Here is a 21344-nt window from a genome sequence, read left to right on the forward strand (position 1 = left end):
GCAGCCTGCCCAGTGAACGCGGCCGCATGGCCCGAGTTGAATGGAGCGGTTTCTTGGGCACGGCGGGAAGTCGAGCCGTGGGATTTTTCAGCGGACCTACATGGGAGTGGATCCGCGCACGCACACGCAGCGCCCTGCATGACGAGAAACACCCCAGTTTCCCAGGTGGCGCCCTGCGCGGGAGATCATCGACACCCAAACGGCGGCGTCGACATGGAAAACGAATATGATTCCTCCTCCAACAGAAGAATTATTGAAGGAAGGGTAGGTACGGATAGCTGAAAGACAGGCGGGCTGCACTGGAACCGCAGCTACCCCAGGGCGCGAGCGGTCCCCCGGCCGGTGCGGCGGCCCGCCCACGGTGGAGGAGCCTACGCCGACGGTGTAGGAGTCAGGGATCCCGACTAATACCCCTGAATACGGTCTGACCTGCTGTGATGTCGCCCGACTGGGGCTTGGGGTTTAATCCCAAGCCAAACCCCAAGGGAAAGCCCAAGCCGAACCCACGTCGAACCCAACCCAAGGCCCAAGGGGTCTTCAGGCCGCCGCATCGGCGGCCCGCCCACGGAGGAGGAATCTTCTCTACGGTGTAGAGTCGGCCCAGCCACTCGCCGCCCTTGATTGCGGGCTGACCTGCACTGATATAGGGCCTGATTGCCGCACTCTGGGCGCCTGGTTATAACCAGGCCGCTGTCAGGCGCCCACCAGGCGGCAAAGCAGGCGTCGATCAGGCGGGAAAAAGGCGCCTATCATGCGCCCCTCCTCACGCCACGCACGGACCGGCACATTGGGAATTCTCGCCCGCGCTTACCAAACGGTCGAGGTCGGCTATCCGCTGTAGGCGCGGAAGTCCGCCACTGGTGCGGTATCGATTCGCCAGGTTCCGGGAGAACCCTCTGCAGGGTTCGTGACCAGACTCTGTCGCTCTTCTTCTTGAGCGAGGCCGGTAAGCGCGTCCGCGGCTTGTTAGCAGCGGCGATGGCGCTCGACCGTCACCCAGGGCTCACTTCGCGAGCTGGTTTTTCGTCGACCTCGAGCCTTATCGATCGTGGTTCAACAGCGTTCGGGCGTGGCCGTGAAGCAGCGGAGCGAGTTCTGGATCGTCTCCGCGCTCGATGCGCAGCAGAAGACGAGCGATGACGTAGAGCTGCGCGCGCACGCCGTCGGGGGTGTCGAGCTGGTCGGCGAAGACCTCCCGCACCCTTCCAGCGGTCCCCGGCTGCAACAGGCTGTGGCACAACAGGGTCGCGGCGTCGAGTCCGGCCGGTGCCCGCCCCCAGCCTTCCCAATCAAGGATGCCCAGATCAGGGCCGAGCACGTTGTTCCAATGCAGGTCCGCGTAAGCGGTGCGCCATTGCTGAACCGTCGGGTCGATGGCGTCGCCGAAGAACACCAGCAACCGGCGCGAGATGTCTTCCTGGGCGACCGCGATCCGCTCCGTCGGTGTCCGCCCGACCCGGTCGAGTGCGCCCCGTAGGTCTGCCCACCAGGCGCCGGAGAGCCTCGGGGCGTCGCGGAGCTCGGCAGTCGGCGAGCACACGCGCCCGGGAAGGCGGGTCATCAGCTCGGCGCGCACGCGCTCGGGCGCCTCATCCCATTCGGTGACCTCGACGACCTCGGGCTTGGGAACGCCCGTGATCACGGAGGAATCGGCGTTGCCGGTCCAGAACTCGCCATGTGCCCAGCTCATGTGCTCGGTCGTCACGCGAACCCACATGTCCCCACGGCGCTCTGTGGCGGGCGCGCCGATGCTGCGGTCGCGCCACCCGAACACCACGTCGCCGGCCACGGTCGTCCCGAAGCCCTCGGCCGCTCGGGCGAGCAGGTCGCGCATGCGGGCGCGGTGGCGCTGGTCGGCGAGCGTCTGGGCGGTGGTCATGAGTCGATGATGTGGCGAAGGTACTTGCCGGGGCCGGACAGGTAGCGGCGCCAGTGGTCGACCATCTCCAGCTCTTCCCACTTGCTCCGGCGCGCGCCGTGGTCGCCGACTTCGATGATGTCGGCGCCGGGGGTCGCCGACAGGATCGGGCTGTGCGTGGCGCAGATGATCTGTGAGCCGGACTCGGCGAGCTCGTGCATGAGTCCGACCAGGCGAAGGCAGGACATAAAGCTAAGCGCCGCTTCGGGTTCATCCATCAAGTACAGGCCGGGCTTGTCGAACATGGCGTTCAGGATGATCAGGAACCCTTCGCCGTGGCTGTGCTCGGACAGGTTCTCATCCCAGTAGCCGTGCATGCCCGAGACGGCTTCGGCGAACCCGAACGTCGTTTCGGCGCGCAGGAAGTACCCCGTGCGGGAGCGGCGCCCGGCGCTCATCTGCCGGGCGCCGCGTTGGGTCAGGTCCAGACGCAACCCCTCGCCCAGCGGCGTCTTGGGGCGGTTGTTGGCGTACTTGCGCCCGGCGCGACCGCCGCGCGCGTCCAGTCCGTAGGCTTCGGCGATCCCTTCGACCAGGGTCGACTTGCCCGAGCCGTTCTCGCCGACCAGGAACGTAACCGGCGCGTGGAACTCCAGTGGCTCGGTGAGCAGTCGGCCGACGGCCGGCACCGTGTAGGGCCAGTCGTTCGGGTCCGGGGGGTCGAGTCCTTCGGGGATGTCGATGCCTTGGACGAACACGCTGTTCCTCTACCGGTAGTTCGGTGCGCAGTTGCCTGCGGGGGTGCAGTCCCCCTTGGGCTGACACGCCGGGCTGCACGAGGGTCCGCACTGCGGGTCGCACATCTTCGGCACGCACGTAGACGCTTCGGTGAACTCCGCTTGGAGCTCACCCACCACGGTAGCCATTCGTTCACTGTTGAGGATGTGGTTCAACGACTGCTCTCGCACGTTGCCGACCGGAAGCCAGCGGGTGAAGACGCACGGCCATACCGTGCCGTCCGGAGCGACGGCGAGATTGCCGTGTGCGCACCGCCCCCACAGTACCGAGGTGTCGGGCTCGGCGTCGGTCTGGGCGCCGCGGCCGACGCCGCGAAGGTCGTCGTACCGGACTTCGTCGAGGCCCAGGTCGACGAGCATGCGGCTCGCCTGGTCGCTTCGCTGGGACTCCAGAACACCGATGACACCGGCGCGCAAGGGGATGTCGCGCCGCTTGGCCTCGGTGATGTTGGCGAGCGTGCGCGCGTGGGTGGGGCGCTGGGTGATCTTCGCGTGCTCGTCGGGGTCGTCGGAGTACCACGACGTCGCCAACCGCACGCCGGGGCGCTCGAAGACCTCCCACAGTTCCGCGGGGACGTGCACGAGGTTGGTGAAGACCTCGACTTCGAGACGCCGATCGAGCGCGTGCTCGATCAGCTCGCCGAGATCGGGGTGAAGCACCGGTTCGCCACCGATGAACTGAACCATCCCGGCGCCGGCCTCGGCGACGTCGTCGATGACGCGTCGCCAGTCCTGGGCGGTCATGGTGCCGTGGGTGCCGTCGGGGCCGCTGTCGGCGTAGCAGTGGGTACACGCCAACTGGCACTTGCCGGTGATCTCCAACCAGACGAAGCGCAGGGGCGGAACGTGGTTGGTAGGGGTGGAGTTCTCAAGGGGGGCGTCACGACAGTCTTTTCCGAAGCGGTCGTGCGGGTTACTGGTTCCCCCACGCCCAGGACGGAACAACGGGCACGCGAGGGGTCTATGTCGGCCCCGGAAGGAAGGGGCGTTTCCAGCGTCAGTGAGCCTTGGGAAGCGGGGACCCGAGGTCGGTCACCGGAGTATCCGCACGCAGTACCCGGACCGGCGCCGTTCGGGCGTAGGCGGCGACGGCCAGTGAGAGCTTGGGCTCTCCGTCCGGATTCCGGTACGTGTGCAGGAAGTCGAGGAAGGCGCGGCTGACCCGCGCCCGACCTTCGAGAAGCGCGAGGTTCGCTCGACCGTGCCGGGCTTCGAGCTCCTGGGCTGTCAGGGCGTCGGGTTTCTCGACGAGTCCGACCACGTGGTCACCGTCGCAGGCCAGGACGCCGCGGTGTGCGGCTTCGGCTCGGGCGTAGGGGCGCGCGAACACCGCCGTCTCGGCGCCGAGCTCGCCCAGGGACGCCACGGGACGCGCGCCGGGGTACAGGTTGTCGGAGTACAGCACGTAGAGATGTCTCGGACGGTCGAGATAGTCGTCGGCGTTGAGCACGGACGTGATGTCGCTGTAGGGGCCGCTCTGGGGGATCAGGTCGAGGGCCACCTCGGGCCACCGCTGGGGCGTCGGTGCTGTCGAGGCGAGCCGGTCATAGGTGTCAGGCATGTTCAGGACGCGGCTCGCCCAGGCCGCGAACGCTGCGTAGTAGGGATGGTGCACCATGACTGCCCGCACGTTTCCCAGCTCCGCAACTTCCTCTAGCAGAAGCACAATTCCCGGTCTGCCCTGAACCGGAAAGTATTCCTTCGGAAGAAACCGGGACCAATCGGCGCGGCGCGTCCCCAACCCTCCGGCGGCGATCACCGCAAAGTTCCGTTTCGCCTTTACCGATTCCATTGGTATGCCCCGTTCGCTAGGGTGCCGGTATGGATACACGAGTGACGGGCCTCCTCGTGGAGGACGGGAAAGTACTGCTGCTTGACCAGGACACCGACGGGCCTCGGCGGTGGAGCCTGCCCGGTGGACGGGTCGAGGAAGGCGAAGCGCTCGGCGACGCCTTGGTACGCGAGATGCGCGAAGAGACGGGCATCGAAGTTGAAGTCGGGCGACTTCTCTACGTGTGCGACCACATCGTTCCCGAAAAGGACCTTCACGTCATTCACATGACTTTCGAGGTGCGTAAAGTGGGCGGATCTCTCGGTGAAATCGCCGAAGGGTTGGACACCCGCCCGATTCGCGGAGTGGAGTTCGTGAAAACCGCCGAGCTTCCCGAGCGGGGATTCAGTGACACCTTCGCCCGTCTGGTCGACGAGGGGTTCCCGGGCGCCGGCTCGTACATGGGGCCCAAGTCGGCGATCGGGCTATGACAAGAGCGTGATCGCCTCCTGGTCGAACTCGGCCAGGGGGTGCCCGCGGTCGCCGAGGCCGGCGACCCAGCGGTTCAGGCGGTCGGCGATCTCCCGGGGCGGGCACCTGTGGCCGGTCGAGGTATCGCGGACCAAGCGCACACCGACGCCGCGGGACGCGCCGAGCAGGGTCCGGGACCGCCGCCGCACCACCTCGGCCCGTGTGGCAGGGGTGTTCCACGCGGCACCGTGCAGGTACCGCGTCACCGGTGCCCACTCGGGTTCGTCGTCCGGACCGTCCACGCACCAGGTCTGAAGGTTGCCGACCCGGTGGTGTACGGCGTCGGCGCTTGCTCCGGGCTCGGCGACGGGGGTCACGTCGCCGACGCGGTACTCGGCGTTGCCTGCCTCGGCGCCGCTGGTGAGCCGGTCGAGCTCGTCGGCGGTCGGGAGGCGCGCGCCTTCCCGTAGGGCGTAGGCCGCGGCGCCGAGCCACGTCACCCAGTAGGCCGGATGGTGGTCGAACCCCGGGCTCACGATCCATCCGTCACGCCCGGGGTGAAGACGGCCACCCCGTTCGTGCGGCATGGGGACCGCCAGCAGATGCACACCGTCCCGAGTCGCTGTGAAGCCGGCGTCGACGAGTTCGTTCAAGAACTCGACCATCTCGGCGTTGGAGACCAGGACGTTCCGCCACTGGGGCCCAGCCGGACCCGACGGGACGTAGGCCGGGGTGATCGGCGCCCCCTGGTGAGTGATCGTCAGAGGTGGTGCGGGCGCATCGCTCGTGATCCCGGGCGCCTGCCTGTAGGCGTCCGACCCTCCCAGCCAGTGCCGGACCGTCTTTGCCACCTCGGGCGCCGTGATGTCGCGTACGACGCTCAAGCACCGTGCGGTCTCGGTCACCACCAGATCAGCAGAACCGGGCCGGAGCCGGGCCACCAGCTCGCTCTTTGCCGTCGTGGTGGCGAAGGTGTCGTCGGAGATGGGCCCCTGACAGGGTCCGGCCGACGGCCGCGCGTCGACTTCCGGGAGTAGCTCGACCAAGGGACGCATGGCGGACGGCCGGTCGAGCACCGCCGCTTCGTAGGAGACGTGCACGTACTCGCGTCCGCCGAGGGACTCGGCCAAAAGGGTCGTGTTCAAGGTGATCAGGCGGGTAAGTGCGACGGGCGGGCACGGGTCGTCGTCGGGCACGAGCTCGGCCCAGCGAAGGCGGTCGTCGTCCTGGGTCATGGCGACGATCCGGCGGTAGATGCTGCCGTATCCCCAGCGCCCCCACAGCTCTCCGCGGGTGAAGGAACTCGCCACTCCGAGCGGGGAGCGCGACAGGATGACCACGGGAGCATCCGGGAACATGCTGAGAAGGTCCGGGGCGGTGAAGTAGAGGTTCGTCTCTTTGATGACGTGGGTTCCGCCGTGGTACTTGCTCCGGCGGAACGCCTCGACCCAGTGGGTAGCCAGTGGCGAACGGGCGACGTGACCGGTCGGGGCGGTACTCAACGGCGCCAAGGGGTGTTCTCGGCCGAGCTGTTGCCGAAGGGGTTCGTTGTGCTGGGTCGTCGAGGCTCGCAAGGAGTCGAGGACCCAGTTCGACCCGACGCGCTCGGAGGTCCCCAACACGAGAATCGGAGGGCGCGTCAACTCGGTATCCATGTCTTATGTCCTCCTCGGGGGTAGAGGCCCGAAAGCCGTCGGAGTTGCAGGGGGTAAGCCTCCTGAGGGCGCAGCATCCGAATCGGTGGCGGGCACATGGCATGTCCTGTGGGGCACCGACTCGATCTGCCAAGGTCCGCAGGGCGGCCTGTGCGGTGGCTTGCCTGCCGCGCCGCCCGGCCGAGGGCGGGGCGTGATGGCACGGCGGGTGCACTTCCGCCGGGGGCCGGGTGCCGGGCGCGGGGAAGTCACGCCCGGCCCTCAGTGCGGGTGCCGACCCCGCCCCCTCGGGCCGGGGCCGGCAGTCTCAGGTGACGCGGACAGCGTCGGCGTTCCACCAGCCGTACTCGGTTCCGAGGCCGCCGAGTTCGTCGGCGACGACGGCGAGGCGTTCGCGGGTGGCGTCGCCATCCTCCAGGCCGTGCTCGGCGCAGAACGCCTGCTCCTGGTCGGCGGACATCGTGATGCGCACCTGCATCCTGACCTCCTCAGGATCCATCGTGTCCCCCTCTCTGTTTCTGCCGCAGGTCAGCGGCAGGTCTGTAGAGGGGGAGATCACCTGCAGCCGCAGGGGCGGGGCTGGTCGGCCGGGTAGCTGGTGCCGCAGTGCGGGCATGTGCGGTAGGGGCGGCCTGAGGAGTCGGGCACCGGTCGTCACTCCTCACCCTCCGGAGCCACCCGGGGCAGGCGCCGGACCCCGCGCATGTGATCCAGTATCGCCTCGCCCTGGTAGACAACGGCCCGCCACCACGCCGCAGTGTCCTCGTCCTCGGTGGTGCGGGCGCCGGTCATCGCGGCGTCGAGGAGGGCCTGGAGGACGGCCTGGTGCTCATCGTGGCCGGGACGGAGCCAGAGGCCGCCGCGCGCGTCATCGGTCAGAGTGAGGACCGCGTCGCCGGTCTCGGCGTCGAGGTAGGCCCACACCACGCCCGCGTCCGGGACGGGGTCGAGGTCGGCCGCCTCGGTGGAGGACACGGCGGGGACAGGTCGGGGGTAGAGCTGTCGGGTCATCACGCCGCCCTCCCCGTGCCGTCGGCGGGCACCCAGTACCAGCCGCTCCGCTCGGACCGCTGGCCGGGCATCTGGCCGGTGCGCACTCGGCGCCGGACGGTGCCCGGGGTGACGCCGAGGCGGGCGGCGGCCTCCCGCGCAGTGAGGGTCTCGGGAGCGCGCAGGGCATCGTCCGCCCACCCCGGCCTCCACGACTGGGAGAAGGCGTCGCGGTGGTCGCCGTGGTGTCCCGAGGGCAGCGTGCAGAGGACGCGGTGGCGGCCGACGCCGGGACCCCACCCGGGGCGGCGCTGCCCGCACTGCTGGTCGCCGGTGGGCATCTATGCCACCTCCCGCATGGTGTCGGCCAGCAGCCGCCGCTCGTCGGCATCCGCCGAGGTGGCGGGGACGTAGGGGCGGGCGTAGGCCACGCCGGTGAGCGCGGCCAGCGCGTCGTCGAGGACGTCCACGCTGCTGGTGGTGATGACGGTGTCCTCATCACGGCGGGACTGGGCCCGGTACGGGGTCGGGGACCCGTGGTCGTAGGTGATCCACCAGTCGGAGCGGTGGCGGCTGGCGACCTCGCAGAACCGGCCGTAGCCGGGGATCCGATCGGTGCCGTAGCTGCGGGTTCGGGCGGCGTGGCGCCCCGGCCGCCTCGACGCCGGCGGGGACTGCGGGCGCGCGCCCCGCTCGGAGCGCTGGGGAGAGTCCAAAACGGACACGTCCATACGTGCCTCCTCGGGAGTCGCCGGGTGGGAAGGCCCGGCTGCTTCAGGTGGAGCCATCGTCACACAGCCCGGACTATATTCTCAATGCCCATGTTTGAAGTCGGTGCGAGAATCTAACCTGCACAGTGAGGTCAAGGTTGGGCGGTGTACTAATTTGTCTGCTGGTGGGAAGTTCGGCGTAGGATCACAGGCGAGAGCCACTTCGACGAGGAGCGACCCGACGATGGCCAGCAGCCCTCCCCTCCGCCGTCGGCGCCTGTCCCGGCGCCTGCGTGAACTACGGGAGGCGAGCGGCTACACGTCGGAGTACGTGACCGCTGAGGCGAAGCGCCGTGGTGGAAAGTGGTCGCGGGGCAAGCTCACGCGGATCGAGAACAACGAGTGGACCAGGCCCGACCCCAAGGACGTCGAGGCCCTGCTGGACATCTACAAGGTGACCGATCCGCAGGAGCGCGACGCCTACCTCACCCTCGCCAAGCAGGCGCGCCAGCGCGGATGGTGGGTCAGCTACTCCGACGTTGTCGGCAAAGGGACCTACGTCGGTCTCGAAATCGAAGCGTCCCGCATCCGCACCTACGAGGCCCTCGTCGTCCCCGGCCTCCTCCAGACCGAGGCGTATGCCCGCGCCGTGATGAGCAGCCACGGCGTCACCGACCCCAGCGACATCGACCGCCGCGTCGAGGCGCGGGAGATGCGCAAGCAGATCCTCGCGAAGGCCGACGCGCCGCGCATCTGGGCGATCATCGACGAGGCCGCCCTGCGCAAGATCCCCGCCGACATCCGCGAGGAGCAACTGCGATACCTGGTCGACATCCAGCGGCCGTCACTGCGCATCCAGGTTCTCCCGGACAGTGCCGGCCTCCACGCCGCCACCGCTGGGTCGTTCGTGATCCTGGACTTCCCGGAGGACCCGCCGGTCGTATACCGGGAAGATGTAATGTCCGAGCTGTTCTACGAGGACCCGGTCGAGGTCGACCATTGCGAGATGGTCTACGACCATGTCCACGCCTCGGCGCTGAGCGTGGAAGAGTCCCAACAGTTCCTCGAAGAACTGATCAGCGCATCCCAGTAGGAGAACACCAATGCCTGCCGCATCCCACAGGCTGGTCTTCCGGAAGTCCAGCTACTCCCAGGGCAAGACGCAGAACTGCGTCGAGGTCGCCGACGCCCCCGGGGCATCCGCTGTTCGTGACAGCAAGCATCCGGGCGCCGGCCATCTCCAGTTCCCGGCCACCGAGTGGCGAGCGTTCCTGGAGGACCTCAAGGCCGACCGCATCTGACCGACCACACACGAGCGGCCCCCGGCGCACATGCCGGGGGCCGCTCGCATGCTTACCTGAAGCATCCCGAAGCCATCGTAAGGGGTGTTGCGGCGCTCACCTAGCGGCGGCTGTGTCCGGTCAGGTGGCCGCGGCCACGCGTGCGTCCTGGTAGGCGGTCACGGCGGAAGAGCGGTCGCTGGCGCCGGTTGGGGATGCGGACGACCGCCTACGGCTGCTTGCCGGTCCCGCCGCACATCGTGCACGGGACCATCGCTACGGTCCCGTCCTGGGACTGCTGCACCTGCCCACGCCCGGCGCAACCCGAGCAGTTGACCTCTTTGCGGTGCTCACCCATCGCGTCCTCCGATCACGTTGTCCGGACGGTCCAGCCACACGTGCTGCCCCTGTCGGTCGACGAGCAGCCCGAGACGGTCGCGGCCCGGGGACCCCATCCCCAGCCACTCCAGGTAGACCTCCTCCAGCTCCGCCCACAGTGACCGGGGGCCGCTCTCCTCCACGTCGGGCCCCTCCCCGCCCGTGCGGATGGCGAGGGCGTAGGAGCCGGTGCCCGGGTCCCACAACCCGACCCGGTCGTCAGGGGCGCCCAGGGCGTCGATCGCGACCCCGGGGAGGAGCGCCGCCGCCACCACCTCCAGGCCCCGGTCCGCACCGGCGATGCGCATCGGGTCGACGCGGCCGATGGAGTCGCGGAGCTCGCCGGTCAGCCGGGGCAGCCCCCGGCGCTGGGAGCGCAGCATCATGAACGAGGTGTCGCCGTAGAAGCGCCCCACGGCGCGCCCGCCGCCCAGTCCCGTCAGGGCCACCTTGTGAGCCATCACCTGCACCGGCGCCCAGGGCAGGACCATCACGCCGCCGGGGCGCAGCTGCTCTGCCCACACGGCCGGGATACCGGCCACGGCGCAGGTGACGTGCACCCGGTCGAAGGGCGCGCCCTCAGGGTGCCCCTGCGCGCCGTCGCCCACGACGAGACGGGGCGCGAGTCCGGCGCGCTTGAGGTTGTCCTCCGCTCGGGAGGCGATCTGGGCGTCGACCTCGACCGTGGTCACCCGGTCCTCGCCCAGACGCGCGGCCAGTAGACCGGCGGTCCACCCGGTGCCGGTGCCGATCTCCAGTACCCGGTCGCCGGGATGGGGGGCGAGCAGCCGGAGGAAGTCCAGCACGAGGCCGGGGGCGGTCGAGGAGCTGGTGGGCAGCCCCGTGGTGTCCGGCGTGAGGGGGGCGGCGCCGTCGTCCACCTGGGTGAGGATGGTGGTGTCGCTGTAGACCGCCTCCCGCCACCGGTCGGGGTCGCTGCTGCGGTCGATCAACTGGTGGCCGGCCACGGCCCGGTCGGGGATGAAGTGTTCGCGCGGTACGGCGCGGAACTCCTCATCCCAGTCGGGCACGGCCAAGGCGGTGAGACGGTCAACGTCGGCATCGGCCATGAGACGACGGTAACTGTGCGGGTGCGGTCTGTCAGGAGGTGACCGGGGCCGGTCACCCACGTCACCTCACCGACCCCGGCCAGGCGGCCGTGGCCACAAGCTCGCCCTGGTAAGGAGCGGCCGGGCGGTCACCGTGTCCGGCCACGGGCCGCTCGGCCGGGGCGGGGGCCGGGCGGACCCCGGCCAGCTCCAGCGCCGCCTCGACCCGGCGGACGATCCGGCGGCCGGTGCGCTCCGAGCAGCCGGTCATGGCGGCCACCTCGCCGTGGCCGACCGACCACGTCCTCGTAGAGACCGAGCCCGCCCTACACCGGGTTCCGCGTCGGCTTGCGCCGGACGCCGATGTCGTGGGGGTGTTCGTAGCGACCATGGACGCGGCGATGGACCGGCGCCCCTGGGCCGACTCCACCACCCTGTTCCACCTGACCGGCGGGTTCGACTCGGGCACGGTGGCCACCCGCGCGGCCGAGCGCCACCCCGGCCTGTTCCCCACAGCGACCCTGCTGATCGGCGGGCCGGGACGCGAGCAGCAGATCAGGCGCCGCGCCGAGATGCGCGAGCGCGTGCGGTTCGCCGACCCCGACCTCGTCACCGACGCCATGGAGTACCCGCCGCTGGCACCCGGCTGCCGGTGGGTCGCCGGGGAGGTGGTCTCGCCGACGGAGGACCCCTTGCACCACCCGTTCACCATGATGGCGCGTGCCGTCGCCCAGGCCGGCGCCCGCACGGTCGTGACCGGCCTCGGCGGCGACGAGATGGTCGCCCTCACCCAGAAGGAGGAGCCGCACGAGGGGCCCGGGGACATCAGCGACGCCCAGATCCTGCCCTGAGTCGGGCCGCGCGCACGGCAGGTGCTGGAGTTCGCCGACGACGGGATCGCGCCCCCGGCACGGGTGAACTCCATGACGCTGCTGTCGCTGGAGACGACCGCGCCGATCCTGCTGTGGGAGGGGCTGTGGCCGGTGCACCCGTTCGCCGACCCGGCGATGGTCGAGCTCGGCGAGCAGTTGCCGTTCGCCTGGCGCGAGTTGAAACAGGTACAGCGTCGGCGCCTGGCGTCGCTGGGCATGAGCGAGGACGTCGTACACCCGGTCGAGCGCGAGTCCTTCGCCGAGGTCGTCGAGCACGCGCTGACGGCCCACGCCCCGAAGCTGTTCGCTCGTATGCTGGCCGACGGATCGCCGCTGTTCGACGACGCTCTGGTCGACCCGGACGGGCTGCGCTCGGCGGTGGAGAACCTGACCGCGGGGGCCTACAGCGAAGAGCGGGACGGGAAGACCCTGGAAGTGCTGAGCCTGCACATGAGCGCCACCGCCTTCCTGCGTTGAGAGGACACGCCATGTTCACCATGCGCCCCGCCACCACGGCCGACACCGCCGACGTCGCGAAGATGATCGCCGCGCGCTGCGACTGGCAGGAACAGCACGGACTGGAATCCTGGCGCGGAGAGGTCGAGGACCTGGCAGGACAGGCCGGAAGCGGCACCATGTGGGTTCTCGAAAACGGCGGGCGCATCGTCGGCTGCACCACCGTCATGGACCAGGCACCCCCGAAGGACTGGACCCCCGAGGAGGCCGCGGAACCTGCGCTGTACCTGTTCACGACCGTGACCGACCCCGCCTACCAGGCACACAAGCCCGGGACGCTGATCGCGCTCTGGGCGGTGGACCGGGCGGCACGGCAGGGGCGCACGTGGGTTCGGCGGGGGTGTTTCTTCCCCGAGCTGGTCACGTACTACAGGACACAGGGGTTCGCCCTGGTCAAGGAGCAGGAGCGAAGCGCCGGACACCTGTACCTGCTCGCGCGCCGGGCAGAACGCCTCGACCTGGGACGGCTCGGGATCACTGAGGCCTGAGGAAAGAGCCGCGCTGTGCAGGACCAGCCCTGGACCCATGCGCCCCTCGTGGCCGTGGACCTGGAAGGCACCGGCGCCCAGGACAAGGAGCACGAGGCGATCCTGGAGGTCGCGCTGGTGCCCCTGCACGGCGGCTCCCCCAACATGGCCCGCGCGTGGGAGACCCTGGTTAACCCGGGGCGGCCGGTTCCCAAGCGCCCGTGGATCTCACCGGGGCTGACCGACGAGGTACTCGCCGACGCACCATCCCCTGAGCAGGTGGGGCAGTAGCTGGAGCGCAGGGTGACCGGGGTGTGCCTAGTGGGCCACAACGTAGGGGTGGAGTGGAAGCTGTTGCACCGCCACCACCCGGGGCTGCGCCCCGCCGGTCTGGTGGACACGCTGAAGCTGGCACGCAACACGGGGGTTGCGGCCCCGCGAGGGCTCGGCGCCCTGTTGGACCGGTTCGACCTGCGCGGCCTCGTTGGAGAGCTGGTGCCGGACGGTCGGCCGCACCGCGCCCTATGGGACACGGTCGGGGCCGCAGTTCTGCTACAGCATCTGGCGCAGGACTTCCCCGAAGTACCAACGGTCGGGAAGCTACTGGAGCAGGGCGAAGTCCCTGTGGGCGCGGAACCGGATGAGGCGACGCTCTTCTGAACCGCACCGATTGGACACCGTCATGTCGTCCAGGAGGCGCTCGTTTGCATCACGGCACGGACCGCCGAAAGGCGTTCTGGACCGCCGCCCAGATCCCGGGCGTCAGGCTGCGGCCGGAGCTCGCAGCAAGGCGGCAAGCTCGTCCACAAGCCGCCGGGCCGCCCCCTGCGCATCCGCCCACGGGTGGGTGCACTGGGCGCCGTCGGCGCCGCGCCAGCAGAACGCTCCGCCGCGCACCCACACGGTGACCCCGCCCGGCAGCGAGACCACCGACACCCGGGCGTCCGCCGCCCCGAACACCCGCCCCACCCCGGCGGTCCGCAGTGCCGCGAACAACGCCTGCGCCGCCCCCGCAGCATCACCCTGGTAGCCGCCCTGGGGCCGGTGCCCTGCCCGGGGCGCTGGCACCCCTGCAGGCGCGCCAGCGGCGCGTCGGCGTCCTCCGAACGCCCGAGCGGGTCCCGTTGCCCCGCGCGGGCGGGGCCGCACCAGCCACAGCGGCCCGGTGCTCTGAACGGTCTCGGTGGCGATAGCGGTGGTGGTCAGCATGGACGCCCCTCCCGGGCCCGGCGCCGCCGTGCGCGGCGCGATCACCACCGATGAACCCGCACCTCGACGAGAACCTTCAATACCACGCGGAAAAGTACCTCGAGAACCTCTTTGGAGGAAGTACAGCCGCGGTCATGGCCAGATGTGGCAACCTCCATCCCATACAAGGTCTTTGTGCGACCATCAGCGCTATGCCTCTCACACAGTTCGAACCTCTCGCTGATGACGAAGACCCGACGATCAACGACTACTACCGACCCATCAGAAGCACTCGCTTGCACATCGACGAACTGGAAAGATTGCTAGCTTTCCTAAAGCAAAATACCGAATCAATGAAAATAGCAGCAGGAAATGTGCACAGAAAAAAGAACAAAAGGAAAGATAGGCCCGCTTATTGGCTAACCACGCCAGATGCATTGGCGCTAATGAAGCGCAGAGACCGTAAGCATGTATGGATTTTTACAGAAAACCCAAAACTTGAAATTAGGCTCGGCGACTCATTGGCATACATAAAGACCAACGACACATCCCCTCAGGTACATGACATCGCAGATCGCTTCCATGAACTTGTTTCATACAGACACCCCAAGATGGCCAATCTTTGGCACTTCGGATTCAAGCGCTGGATGTTGATCCTATCCTCAGCCATCGTGGCATCCTTTTTGATAGTCAGTGGAGGAGAATTTACCTCACATGCACATATCAGAAACACTCTCACAGTCCCCGTTGCCACAATCGGATTCATCTATATCTTGACAGCATTTGCAACACGATTCACTGGCAGAGCCCCCATAAGCTCTCGCAGAAGCAAATGGCTCTCAACTATCATTGCAACAATACTGCTTCCACCAGCGATCGAATGGGTCTATGATAAACTTAATTGGGTGATAGACGTTCTCAGTAAGCTGTTTTCCGTGAACCCCAGCCCACGCATAAATGGTTCGCGATAAGCTTCACACTCACCCTGCCGCGTCGATCTCAGCCTGGATGGTCAAATTGCGTAGCGTTTCGTGGTTGGCGTCCAGCTGAACGAAACAGGATGGCGGCTCGGGTATGTTCCGTGAGGCCTAGAGAAATAATCCGGTAACCACCTGTCGTGGTGGATTGGTTGGGTGCATTCTGAGGGTGCCACGATCCGCCGATGGAAGGACCTTCGACGATGCGGTTCCTTGTGTTGGCCGGTGCGCCGGCGCTGTTGGTGATGGCGGGATGCGGCGGTTCGGGGGAGGCAGATCCGGACGAGGATACGTCGTCATCGCTGTCCGCATCGTGGTTCACCGTGAAGGTCACGACCAGCTCGGGGTCGATCGGGCGGAATCACGATGACCGGTTCTGCGCGTGGGTGGGTACCTCATATGTACTGCGCGACGATGACGGCGGCATCGTGGCCGAGGGGGATGCGGAGTCCCGGGTCGAGGGCAAGGCCGAGGCCAACGGTGAGCCCGCACAGATCGGCAAGGTGACGTCGCTGGATCCTTATGAGTGCGTAATGGACTTCCGGGTTGAGGAGGTGCCGCGCGGAGAGTTCTTCGAACTGGAGGTGAGCACCGAGTCGGTCCCCGACGGCGAGGAGTTCACCGAGAAGGTGGTGCTGTCACGGGAAGATCTGGATTCGGTGGTGAAACTGGAGTTTACCCAATGAAGCTGGGCTGGTCCGGCTCAACGTGCTACCCCCAGTAAGCGAAGCCGGACCGGGCGGGGCCCGGCGCGACGGGGTGTGTCCACTGGACGCTCGTGGAATGGCGAAGGGCCCAGGTAAGAGACTACCCCCGCGTGGGTGAGGGCGGTCTGCACCACAGCTCGTCGGCCGATCGCTCCGCGTTCGCTCTGTAGCTGGCGGACAGCGTGCCCCATCCCCGGGGAAGGCCTCCTGTCGAGGTTCTCGGACGCGAGGTGCTCGCCTCGTGGCGGTGTTCAGCGTGCGAGGGCCTCGCGACTTCGGTAGTGGTGGGCGCGGCGGGTCCCACTCAAAATTGGACAAAACCACCATTCACCAGCGGTTCAACCAGCAGCGGAGCGGACTTTTAATCCGCGGGTTCAGGGTTCGATCCCCTGGGGGCCCACCCACAAACATGCAGTTCAGCGGGTTCCGTGGTGCCCGTCAGGGCCAGCGGGCACCCCACCTTCGGCTCCCCCTTCGCTCTTCAGCTTGGACCAAGCTCGCCGCCAGGCCAGCGAACAAGCCGAGCCCCGCCCACGGCCACCCCACCACGCGCCTGGGGACACCCCCCAGGGCCGCCCTTGAACGCCCACCAATGCCCCCGACCGGGCCGCTACCCGCCCTCAGCGACCAGACCCTTCATCGCCCGCCCCAGGCCACCACGGGGGCACCACCTCGAAAGACCCGATCCGCTGGCCAAAGCGGACGAGAACCACAGCGCAGCAAGCCCCCCGACGAGCGCCGCGCCGTGGGAACAGCCCCGCGCACGCGGGGAGCAGTTCGGGGGTGTTGTCGACGAACCATCCGCACCGGGAACAGCCCCGCGCACGCGGGGAGCAGGTAGAAACCTTGTGCGTTTCCAAGACAACTAAGGGAACAGCCCCGCGCACGCGGGGAGCAGGAATCGAATACGTTCCCCGCAAATGGTTCAGCGGGAACAGCCCCGCGCACGCGGGGAGCAGACTCCCCGACCTGCGGTTTCACAAGCGCACACCGGCGTGTCGTGCCACTTCGACTCACCGCCCTCCGAACCGGCGGCGCTTGGATGCCTTGCTCCAACCCTTGGAAGCTGGCTTTGGCTGGGAGGCCTCTTCCCGGTCCTGCCGGTGGGGGCGCATGAGCAGGGTCAAACCCTCGTGGTCCACCGGTCGCCACTTGTGGTCGAAGGTCTCGAAGGTGTACCCCTGCTCGTTGTCGGTGCTGTAGGCCAGCAGCGCCCGCCCGGCCCCCGCGTACGCGCGCACCTCGTCCCACAGGATCTCTCGGATCCGCGCCGAGGGGTTGCCGATGAACACCCCGGCCGAGATCTCCATCAGCCACCGCGTCAAGAACCCCCGCAGCCCCGCCGGGCAGGTGGTCAGTACGATCACCGTCACCAGATCACCCCGTGGTTGATCCCCGACTCGAACTCCGCTCCGCCGTCGCCCTGCAGGTTGACCTGATCCGCAGCGTCCTCGACCTCGGCATCCTCCCCGCCGGGCAGCAGCAGGGTCTTGATGTCCTTCACGCACCGGTCGAGCAGACCGGTGTCGTTGATCCGCTCGCGAAGCAGGCGACGGGTGCGTCCGCCCACATCGATGGGCCCCTCAGCCGCCGCGTCGAAGGCCGCCGGGATGCCCACCTCGGTCTTGTACAGGTCGGCGACGTCCAGCACGAACGACAGCTCGTGTCCGGAGTGGACGAATCCCAGCGCGGGCGAGCAGCCCAGCGCGGCCACAACCGCGTGGGCCACCCCGTACATGCACTGGGCGGCCGAGGTGATCCCCTGGTTCGGCGGATCGCCCGAGTCGAAGTCGCCCGGTGTGTACTTGCGGCCGTGCCAGGGAACCCCCGTGCGGGCCGACTCCTCCCGGTAGAAGATCTTGAGGCGGTCGCCCTCCATGCCCAGCAGCTGGCGGCGGGTGGCCTTCGCCGGGTCCTCGTCGGGGAAGCGCATGCGGTACATGGCCCGGGCGACCTCCAGGCGGGTGCGCCGGTTCGCCCACACCCGGGCCTGGGCCTCGGCCAGTGCCGCCGAGCGCGACAGGGCCCGGCCTCCGGCGTAGTAGCGCACCCCGTGCTCGCCCACCCACACCACCCCGGCGCCGCACTCCCCCAGCAGGCTCATCGCCTTGTGCGTGACGCGGGTCCCCGGCCCCAGCAGCAGGGTGCCGATGGTGGCCGCCGGTATGAAGCGGGTGCCTTCGGCGTCCTCGGCGGTGATGGCATTGTCCTCCCGGTGGACGGTGCACCGCTCCAGGTAGACGAAGGACAGGCGCTCACCCACCCGCGTCAGTTCCCTCGGCGTCAGGGCCTTGCGCGCTCCGATACCGCTCATGTCAGTCCGCCGGGGCCAGTGTCATCAGCCCGCATCCGTAGGCCTTGGCCCGCCCCAGGCCCGTGGCGAGCATCCGGCGCAGCGCTTCGGGGTCGGTGACCGTCAGCCGTCCGTCGAAGGTCGCGGTGACCAGCGGGACCCGGTTCTGCTTCCCATTGGGTTCGACCTTTCCGAACCGGCGGGCGTGCCGGTCGTGCACGATTACCTCGTACTCGTCGTCTGGGCCCCTCTGCCGGTCCTGGGGTTTGGCGACGATCTCGAAGCCGTTGGCCTCCTGGCGCTGCAGCAGCCAGGACAGCAGGTGCTTGGGCGTGCGGTGCGCGGTGACCTTGGTCGGCTCGCCGTCCTTGCGGCGGATGCTGTGCACCGGGTTGGCCGTCAGGCGGAAGGCCCACCTCTGCCCGGTCTGGAGCCGGGACAGCAGGGGCGTGTAGTCGCGGGTCTCCCAGGTCTGCGTGGTGGGCCACCCGGCCTGCTCCACCACGTGGGTCAGGTCGGGCCGGTCCGGGCTGACGATGTAGCAGTAAACCTCGTTGCGGGAGTTGTGGTCGAGCCGCCACAACACCCGCGGCCCTCCCCTGGGCACGGGCACCCCGTCGACGAAGGCGGCCGTGACCGCCCCGTGCATCGCGCGGGGGGAGAGCAGGAGCTTGCGTGCCCCGGCGCGGGCGGGGTTCAGTCGGACCCTGGACAGGAACATCACTCGTCTCCCAACGCGTCCATGGGCTCGTGGACAAGGGGGGCGGCCTGGAGCGGCGCGGCCTGCGCGGCCTGGGGGTTGGGCACGGTAACCGTCGTGTACTCCACGCCGCGCATCGAGTAGCGGCGGTGGGCCTGGTCGAAGCTGACGGGCACGTCGCGCTGTTCGTGGTCGGCGGTGTGCCCTTTGCGCACGTCGATCCACACGCCCAGCTCCACCTCCGCTTCCCTCTTGCGCTTACGCTGGTACCACTTGCCCGCCAGCCACGGGTGCGCCTCCAGGGCCGACTCCAGGTCCTCCTCGACGGCGCCCTGGGGGATGGGGCGTGCCGGGGGGCACGACCTGCGGCCCAGATAGGGCAGGTAGACCGGTGCCCGAAGGGTTTGGTGCAGCTCCTCGACCAGGGCCCGGTCACCTTCGAACGCGGCGAGGAAGACCGCGTCGGCCAGGTAGAAGCGATCGGAGACCGGCATGGCCTCGCCGGTGTCGCCGTGGTGGGCGGTCTGGAAGTCGCGCAGCCGCACGCCCGGCTGGTCGACGCGCACCCCGAATCGCAGGGCGGCCAGGTCGCTGACGTCGTCGCTGCGCTCGCGGCCCTGGGCGGCGGCGAGCAAACCGACAAGCCCGCTCTTGGTGGGGGCGTTCTCGGTCGAGCGGCGGGCGAAGCGGGACGCGGCGCCCCATGACTGCAGTGGTCCGGCGAGCTGCAGCAGGAGCACGCTCATGCCGGGTTCTCCATGCGGGCGGCCACCGCCTGTCCGACCCCACCTACCATCTGGTCCAGCGTGGACGCCGTGCCCAGCGCCTCAAGGGGCTTGGTTGCCTCTCCGACGCGAAGGAGCCAGGTCTTGGCGTCGGCCACCCCGTAGACGCGCTCGATCTCGGCGATGTGCTCGGTGAGCTTGGCGCAGGCGTGTCCGACCTGCCCGTCGGGGGTGTCCTGGGGGACGGGGTCCTCGAACGCGCCGGCGAAGCTGATCGGGCGCGCGTCGCGCAGCTTGACGATGACCGCGGCCGGCAGGCTGTGGTTCGCGAAGGTATTGGACTTACCGGTGGGCATGGACTCCACGAAGCAGCGGACGAACGCCTCGACCGCGCGGCGCACCGGTTCGGCGGCGGGTCGGCCCTCCTGGATCCCGGCCCCGAGGTTGGAGGCGAGCCGGTCGACGTCGACCGCGGCGTAACGGTAGAGCGTTGCGGCATTGAATTCGACGGTGCCGATCATTCCCGCGCCGGGCTCGTCGTCCTCGCGGCGGTCGTCGACGGCGGTGTAGTAGTCGGCCTCGATCTCGGCGGCGTGCACGCTGATGGCGTGAGCGACCTGGGCCGAGGCGTCGACGTTGATGTCGGAGGAGTCGGCGACCATACGGCCGAACAGCGCGATGTCGACCGAGTGGTTGGTATTGGCGATCTGCTTGGCGCGCTTCTTGTTCTCCGGGTCCTTGAGGAATGCCTTGATGTCGGCGCGCCCCTGCACGGCCAGTTCGGCGAGGCCGTCGCGCTGACGCGCGCTGAGGAACATCAGGTAGGAGGACTCGGGGGCGCGGTCCTCCTCCTCGCCCTTGCGGCGCTTGGGCTTCTCGACCTTGGATCCGGTGGCCGCGGTCACGGTCGCGGCGGCCAGCTCCAGTGCCTCTTCCTGGGGGATGCTGTCGTCGAGTTCCGCGATGCGCCCGGCGACCAGTTCAGCGACGCGCTTGGTGCGTGTGCCCAGCTCCTCAGGGGGCAGGACCCCGTTGAACGCCTCCCGTGTGGCGCGCTTCCATGCCTGGCTGGAGACCCTTGCGCGGCGAACACCGCCGTAGACCGCCCCCTTGGGCGAGCCGGTGTCGTCGCGGTTGATGTTGCTCGGGGGGACGGTCTGCAGAATGTGCACGTCCAGGATGGTTCGGCTCACGAGGCGTCCTTGTCGGTGTCGTCGGTGGTGCGGGGTGCCCGGTAGGAGTTGAACCCGAAGTTCCATGCGCGGCGGACCTCGGAGATGCCGCCGGGCTGCTGGGCCTTGTGGATGTGCTCGGCCAGGAGCGCGTAGTCCAGGGGGACACGGTGACGGTGGAGCAGATCCACGAGGCCGCGAAGGCGGTCGGCCATGGTCCTGGCGCTGGTGGCCTTGCCCGCCTGGACGAAGCGCTGGCGCACCGGGTCATGGATCGAGACCGGTCCTGCCTTCCGCTGCCGGCCGTCGGCACCGGCGTCGGGCTCAGGCTCGGAGGGCGCCTGGTCCATGAGCGCACGCACGGCCCACCCAAGGTTGTGGCGGACAGTGGGGCGCCCCTCCGGCTTAGGGGCGGCCCACTTGTACATCCGCAGGTCCGCGCTGCGAAGGGACTGCTGGTGCACGGCGTACAGGCTCAGCGCGATGTGCGCGGCGCGGACGGGGATGTCGTCGTCGAGCCACACCTCGTGCAGGCCGTAGTCGTACCCCAGGAGCCGGGGAAGGTCCTCGGGGAGGCGGCCCGCGCCGGGGCGCAGCCCGGCGAGTACCTGCACGGCCATCGGGTCGTCGGGGTCGCTCACATAGCCCCGCTGGAGCCACAGGAGTTGGCCGTGGACGGCCTGGCCGAAGCCGGTGAGTTCCTTCCGCTCCGCGTCCCCTGCTGCGCCTTCTCCTGCTGGTTCTGTCGTCTCGGTCGTGGGCTCCACG

Annotated in this window: 28 protein-coding genes; 10 read left to right on the forward strand and 18 right to left on the reverse strand. The window is 68.8% G+C overall.

The window, feature by feature from the left end:
• Positions 1–1039 precede the first annotated feature (1039 nt).
• The 4 genes from D476_RS0105320 to D476_RS0105335 all read right to left on the reverse strand — a co-directional run bounded on the left by D476_RS0105320 (position 1040) and on the right by D476_RS0105335 (position 4447).
• Complete coding sequence (locus D476_RS0105320; protein ID WP_017622933.1) at positions 1040–1879, reverse strand: hypothetical protein; 840 nt, start codon at positions 1877–1879, stop codon at positions 1040–1042.
• Positions 1876–2616 (reverse strand): AAA family ATPase, encoded by a 741-nt coding sequence (locus D476_RS0105325; RefSeq protein ID WP_017622934.1) that lies wholly within the window; start codon positions 2614–2616, stop codon positions 1876–1878. Before D476_RS0105325 ends, D476_RS0105320 begins: the two co-directional genes overlap by 4 nt.
• Before the next feature lie 9 nt (positions 2617–2625).
• Positions 2626–3477 carry a radical SAM protein gene (locus D476_RS0105330; RefSeq protein ID WP_017622935.1) on the reverse strand — a complete coding sequence of 284 codons (852 nt, stop codon included), beginning with the start codon at positions 3475–3477 and terminating at the stop codon, positions 2626–2628.
• A gap of 175 nt (positions 3478–3652) precedes the next feature.
• The gene (locus D476_RS0105335; protein WP_152529225.1) at positions 3653–4447 is read right to left on the reverse strand and encodes a sugar phosphate nucleotidyltransferase; all 795 of its coding nucleotides are present in this window, start codon (positions 4445–4447) and stop codon (positions 3653–3655) included.
• A 29-nt stretch (positions 4448–4476) separates the two neighbouring features.
• On the opposite strand from D476_RS0105335, the gene D476_RS0105340 reads away from it, so the two are divergent.
• Entirely contained in the window at positions 4477–4917 is a 441-nt protein-coding gene (locus D476_RS0105340; protein WP_239648602.1) for an NUDIX domain-containing protein, read from the forward strand.
• On the opposite strand, the gene D476_RS0105345 is transcribed toward D476_RS0105340, so the two are convergent.
• The 5 genes from D476_RS0105345 to D476_RS0105365 all read right to left on the reverse strand — a co-directional run bounded on the left by D476_RS0105345 (position 4912) and on the right by D476_RS0105365 (position 8273).
• Entirely contained in the window at positions 4912–6552 is a 1641-nt protein-coding gene (locus D476_RS0105345) for a hypothetical protein (protein ID WP_017622938.1), read from the reverse strand. The genes D476_RS0105340 and D476_RS0105345 overlap by 6 nt on opposite strands.
• 307 nt (positions 6553–6859) lie before the next feature.
• Positions 6860–7051, reverse strand: a complete 192-nt coding sequence (locus D476_RS37260) for a hypothetical protein (protein ID WP_152529226.1) — start codon at positions 7049–7051, stop codon at positions 6860–6862.
• A gap of 155 nt (positions 7052–7206) precedes the next feature.
• Entirely contained in the window at positions 7207–7563 is a 357-nt protein-coding gene (locus tag D476_RS0105355; protein ID WP_239648603.1) for a hypothetical protein, read from the reverse strand.
• A complete protein-coding gene (locus D476_RS0105360) occupies positions 7563–7883 on the reverse strand; it encodes a helix-turn-helix domain-containing protein (protein ID WP_017622940.1) in 321 nt (106 codons plus the stop codon). The genes D476_RS0105355 and D476_RS0105360 overlap by 1 nt, the downstream gene beginning before the upstream one ends.
• Positions 7884–8273, reverse strand: coding sequence for a hypothetical protein (locus D476_RS0105365; RefSeq protein WP_017622941.1), 390 nt, complete (start codon positions 8271–8273; stop codon positions 7884–7886). It lies immediately after the preceding gene.
• Positions 8274–8496: 223 nt separating this feature from the next.
• Here D476_RS0105365 and D476_RS0105370 point away from each other — a divergent pair, with 223 nt between their 5' ends.
• Together D476_RS0105370 and D476_RS0105375 are read left to right on the forward strand one after the other, a co-directional pair.
• The gene (locus D476_RS0105370; RefSeq protein WP_017559118.1) at positions 8497–9345 is read left to right on the forward strand and encodes a helix-turn-helix domain-containing protein; all 849 of its coding nucleotides are present in this window, start codon (positions 8497–8499) and stop codon (positions 9343–9345) included.
• Between the two features lie 10 nt (positions 9346–9355).
• The gene (locus D476_RS0105375; RefSeq protein ID WP_017559119.1) at positions 9356–9553 is read left to right on the forward strand and encodes a DUF397 domain-containing protein; all 198 of its coding nucleotides are present in this window, start codon (positions 9356–9358) and stop codon (positions 9551–9553) included.
• Between the two features lie 329 nt (positions 9554–9882).
• Here D476_RS0105375 and D476_RS0105385 read toward each other — a convergent pair whose 3' ends face one another.
• Both D476_RS0105385 and D476_RS0105390 read right to left on the reverse strand, forming a co-directional pair.
• Positions 9883–10980, reverse strand: a complete 1098-nt coding sequence (locus tag D476_RS0105385) for a methyltransferase domain-containing protein (RefSeq protein ID WP_017622943.1) — start codon at positions 10978–10980, stop codon at positions 9883–9885.
• Between the two features lie 61 nt (positions 10981–11041).
• Complete coding sequence (locus D476_RS0105390) at positions 11042–11230, reverse strand: hypothetical protein (protein ID WP_017559122.1); 189 nt, start codon at positions 11228–11230, stop codon at positions 11042–11044.
• A 97-nt stretch (positions 11231–11327) separates the two neighbouring features.
• Here D476_RS0105390 and D476_RS38770 point away from each other — a divergent pair, with 97 nt between their 5' ends.
• The 5 genes from D476_RS38770 to D476_RS0105410 are packed head-to-tail and all read left to right on the forward strand — an operon-like array spanning position 11328 to position 13474.
• Complete coding sequence (locus tag D476_RS38770; protein WP_239648604.1) at positions 11328–11810, forward strand: asparagine synthase-related protein; 483 nt, start codon at positions 11328–11330, stop codon at positions 11808–11810.
• A gap of 21 nt (positions 11811–11831) precedes the next feature.
• Positions 11832–12308 carry a hypothetical protein gene (locus D476_RS38775; protein WP_017622945.1) on the forward strand — a complete coding sequence of 159 codons (477 nt, stop codon included), beginning with the start codon at positions 11832–11834 and terminating at the stop codon, positions 12306–12308.
• A gap of 11 nt (positions 12309–12319) precedes the next feature.
• A complete protein-coding gene (locus D476_RS0105400; RefSeq protein ID WP_017559124.1) occupies positions 12320–12835 on the forward strand; it encodes a GNAT family N-acetyltransferase in 516 nt (171 codons plus the stop codon).
• A 15-nt stretch (positions 12836–12850) separates the two neighbouring features.
• Positions 12851–13105, forward strand: a complete 255-nt coding sequence (locus D476_RS0105405; protein ID WP_017622946.1) for a 3'-5' exonuclease — start codon at positions 12851–12853, stop codon at positions 13103–13105.
• A gap of 30 nt (positions 13106–13135) precedes the next feature.
• The gene (locus D476_RS0105410; protein ID WP_239648605.1) at positions 13136–13474 is read left to right on the forward strand and encodes a hypothetical protein; all 339 of its coding nucleotides are present in this window, start codon (positions 13136–13138) and stop codon (positions 13472–13474) included.
• 102 nt (positions 13475–13576) lie between these two features.
• Here D476_RS0105410 and D476_RS0105415 read toward each other — a convergent pair whose 3' ends face one another.
• Positions 13577–13810: a hypothetical protein gene (locus D476_RS0105415; RefSeq protein WP_239648606.1), complete on the reverse strand. Its 234-nt coding sequence runs from the start codon at positions 13808–13810 to the stop codon at positions 13577–13579.
• Between the two features lie 263 nt (positions 13811–14073).
• Here D476_RS0105415 and D476_RS37265 point away from each other — a divergent pair, with 263 nt between their 5' ends.
• On the forward strand, positions 14074–14973 hold the full coding sequence (locus D476_RS37265) for a hypothetical protein (protein WP_152529227.1): 900 nt from the start codon (positions 14074–14076) through the stop codon (positions 14971–14973).
• Positions 14974–15182: 209 nt separating this feature from the next.
• Positions 15183–15665: a hypothetical protein gene (locus D476_RS0105420; RefSeq protein WP_017559128.1), complete on the forward strand. Its 483-nt coding sequence runs from the start codon at positions 15183–15185 to the stop codon at positions 15663–15665.
• A 1034-nt stretch (positions 15666–16699) separates the two neighbouring features.
• On the opposite strand, the gene cas2e is transcribed toward D476_RS0105420, so the two are convergent.
• Genes cas2e through casB form a run of 6 tightly spaced genes read right to left on the reverse strand, consistent with a single transcriptional unit; the run spans position 16700 to position 21343 of the window.
• Positions 16700–17059, reverse strand: a complete 360-nt coding sequence (gene cas2e / locus D476_RS0105425; RefSeq protein WP_017622948.1) for a type I-E CRISPR-associated endoribonuclease Cas2e — start codon at positions 17057–17059, stop codon at positions 16700–16702.
• Complete coding sequence (cas1e, locus tag D476_RS0105430) at positions 17056–18000, reverse strand: type I-E CRISPR-associated endonuclease Cas1e (protein WP_026123259.1); 945 nt, start codon at positions 17998–18000, stop codon at positions 17056–17058. Before cas1e ends, cas2e begins: the two co-directional genes overlap by 4 nt.
• 1 nt (position 18001) lies before the next feature.
• Positions 18002–18700 carry a type I-E CRISPR-associated protein Cas6/Cse3/CasE gene (cas6e, locus tag D476_RS0105435; protein ID WP_017622950.1) on the reverse strand — a complete coding sequence of 233 codons (699 nt, stop codon included), beginning with the start codon at positions 18698–18700 and terminating at the stop codon, positions 18002–18004.
• Positions 18700–19425 carry a type I-E CRISPR-associated protein Cas5/CasD gene (gene cas5e, locus D476_RS0105440; RefSeq protein WP_017622951.1) on the reverse strand — a complete coding sequence of 242 codons (726 nt, stop codon included), beginning with the start codon at positions 19423–19425 and terminating at the stop codon, positions 18700–18702. The genes cas6e and cas5e overlap by 1 nt, the downstream gene beginning before the upstream one ends.
• Entirely contained in the window at positions 19422–20597 is a 1176-nt protein-coding gene (gene cas7e / locus D476_RS0105445) for a type I-E CRISPR-associated protein Cas7/Cse4/CasC (protein ID WP_017622952.1), read from the reverse strand. The genes cas5e and cas7e overlap by 4 nt, the downstream gene beginning before the upstream one ends.
• Positions 20594–21343 carry a type I-E CRISPR-associated protein Cse2/CasB gene (gene casB / locus D476_RS0105450; RefSeq protein ID WP_026123260.1) on the reverse strand — a complete coding sequence of 250 codons (750 nt, stop codon included), beginning with the start codon at positions 21341–21343 and terminating at the stop codon, positions 20594–20596. The genes cas7e and casB overlap by 4 nt, the downstream gene beginning before the upstream one ends.
• Between the last annotated feature and the right edge of the window lies 1 nt (position 21344).

It is taken from the genome of Nocardiopsis chromatogenes YIM 90109 (assembly GCF_000341185.1).
In the GTDB taxonomy this organism is placed as follows: Bacteria; Actinomycetota; Actinomycetes; order Streptosporangiales; family Streptosporangiaceae; genus Nocardiopsis_A; species Nocardiopsis_A chromatogenes.

Coding starts and splice junctions, on each gene's coding strand:
- D476_RS0105355 (WP_239648603.1), bottom strand. CDS start 7,563: ATGACCCGACAGCTCTACCCCCGACCTGTCCCCGCCGTGTCCTCCACC.
- D476_RS0105340 (WP_239648602.1), top strand. CDS start 4,477: ATGGATACACGAGTGACGGGCCTCCTCGTGGAGGACGGGAAAGTACTG.
- D476_RS0105370 (WP_017559118.1), top strand. CDS start 8,497: ATGGCCAGCAGCCCTCCCCTCCGCCGTCGGCGCCTGTCCCGGCGCCTG.
- D476_RS0105385 (WP_017622943.1), bottom strand. CDS start 10,980: ATGGCCGATGCCGACGTTGACCGTCTCACCGCCTTGGCCGTGCCCGAC.
- D476_RS0105360 (WP_017622940.1), bottom strand. CDS start 7,883: ATGCCCACCGGCGACCAGCAGTGCGGGCAGCGCCGCCCCGGGTGGGGT.
- D476_RS0105390 (WP_017559122.1), bottom strand. CDS start 11,230: ATGACCGGCTGCTCGGAGCGCACCGGCCGCCGGATCGTCCGCCGGGTC.
- D476_RS0105400 (WP_017559124.1), top strand. CDS start 12,320: ATGTTCACCATGCGCCCCGCCACCACGGCCGACACCGCCGACGTCGCG.
- cas5e (WP_017622951.1), bottom strand. CDS start 19,425: ATGAGCGTGCTCCTGCTGCAGCTCGCCGGACCACTGCAGTCATGGGGC.
- D476_RS0105365 (WP_017622941.1), bottom strand. CDS start 8,273: ATGGACGTGTCCGTTTTGGACTCTCCCCAGCGCTCCGAGCGGGGCGCG.
- D476_RS0105420 (WP_017559128.1), top strand. CDS start 15,183: ATGCGGTTCCTTGTGTTGGCCGGTGCGCCGGCGCTGTTGGTGATGGCG.
- D476_RS0105375 (WP_017559119.1), top strand. CDS start 9,356: ATGCCTGCCGCATCCCACAGGCTGGTCTTCCGGAAGTCCAGCTACTCC.
- D476_RS37260 (WP_152529226.1), bottom strand. CDS start 7,051: ATGGATCCTGAGGAGGTCAGGATGCAGGTGCGCATCACGATGTCCGCC.
- D476_RS0105345 (WP_017622938.1), bottom strand. CDS start 6,552: ATGGATACCGAGTTGACGCGCCCTCCGATTCTCGTGTTGGGGACCTCC.
- D476_RS0105335 (WP_152529225.1), bottom strand. CDS start 4,447: ATGGAATCGGTAAAGGCGAAACGGAACTTTGCGGTGATCGCCGCCGGA.
- cas1e (WP_026123259.1), bottom strand. CDS start 18,000: ATGAGCGGTATCGGAGCGCGCAAGGCCCTGACGCCGAGGGAACTGACG.
- cas6e (WP_017622950.1), bottom strand. CDS start 18,700: ATGTTCCTGTCCAGGGTCCGACTGAACCCCGCCCGCGCCGGGGCACGC.
- D476_RS0105320 (WP_017622933.1), bottom strand. CDS start 1,879: ATGACCACCGCCCAGACGCTCGCCGACCAGCGCCACCGCGCCCGCATG.
- D476_RS37265 (WP_152529227.1), top strand. CDS start 14,074: ATGAACCCGCACCTCGACGAGAACCTTCAATACCACGCGGAAAAGTAC.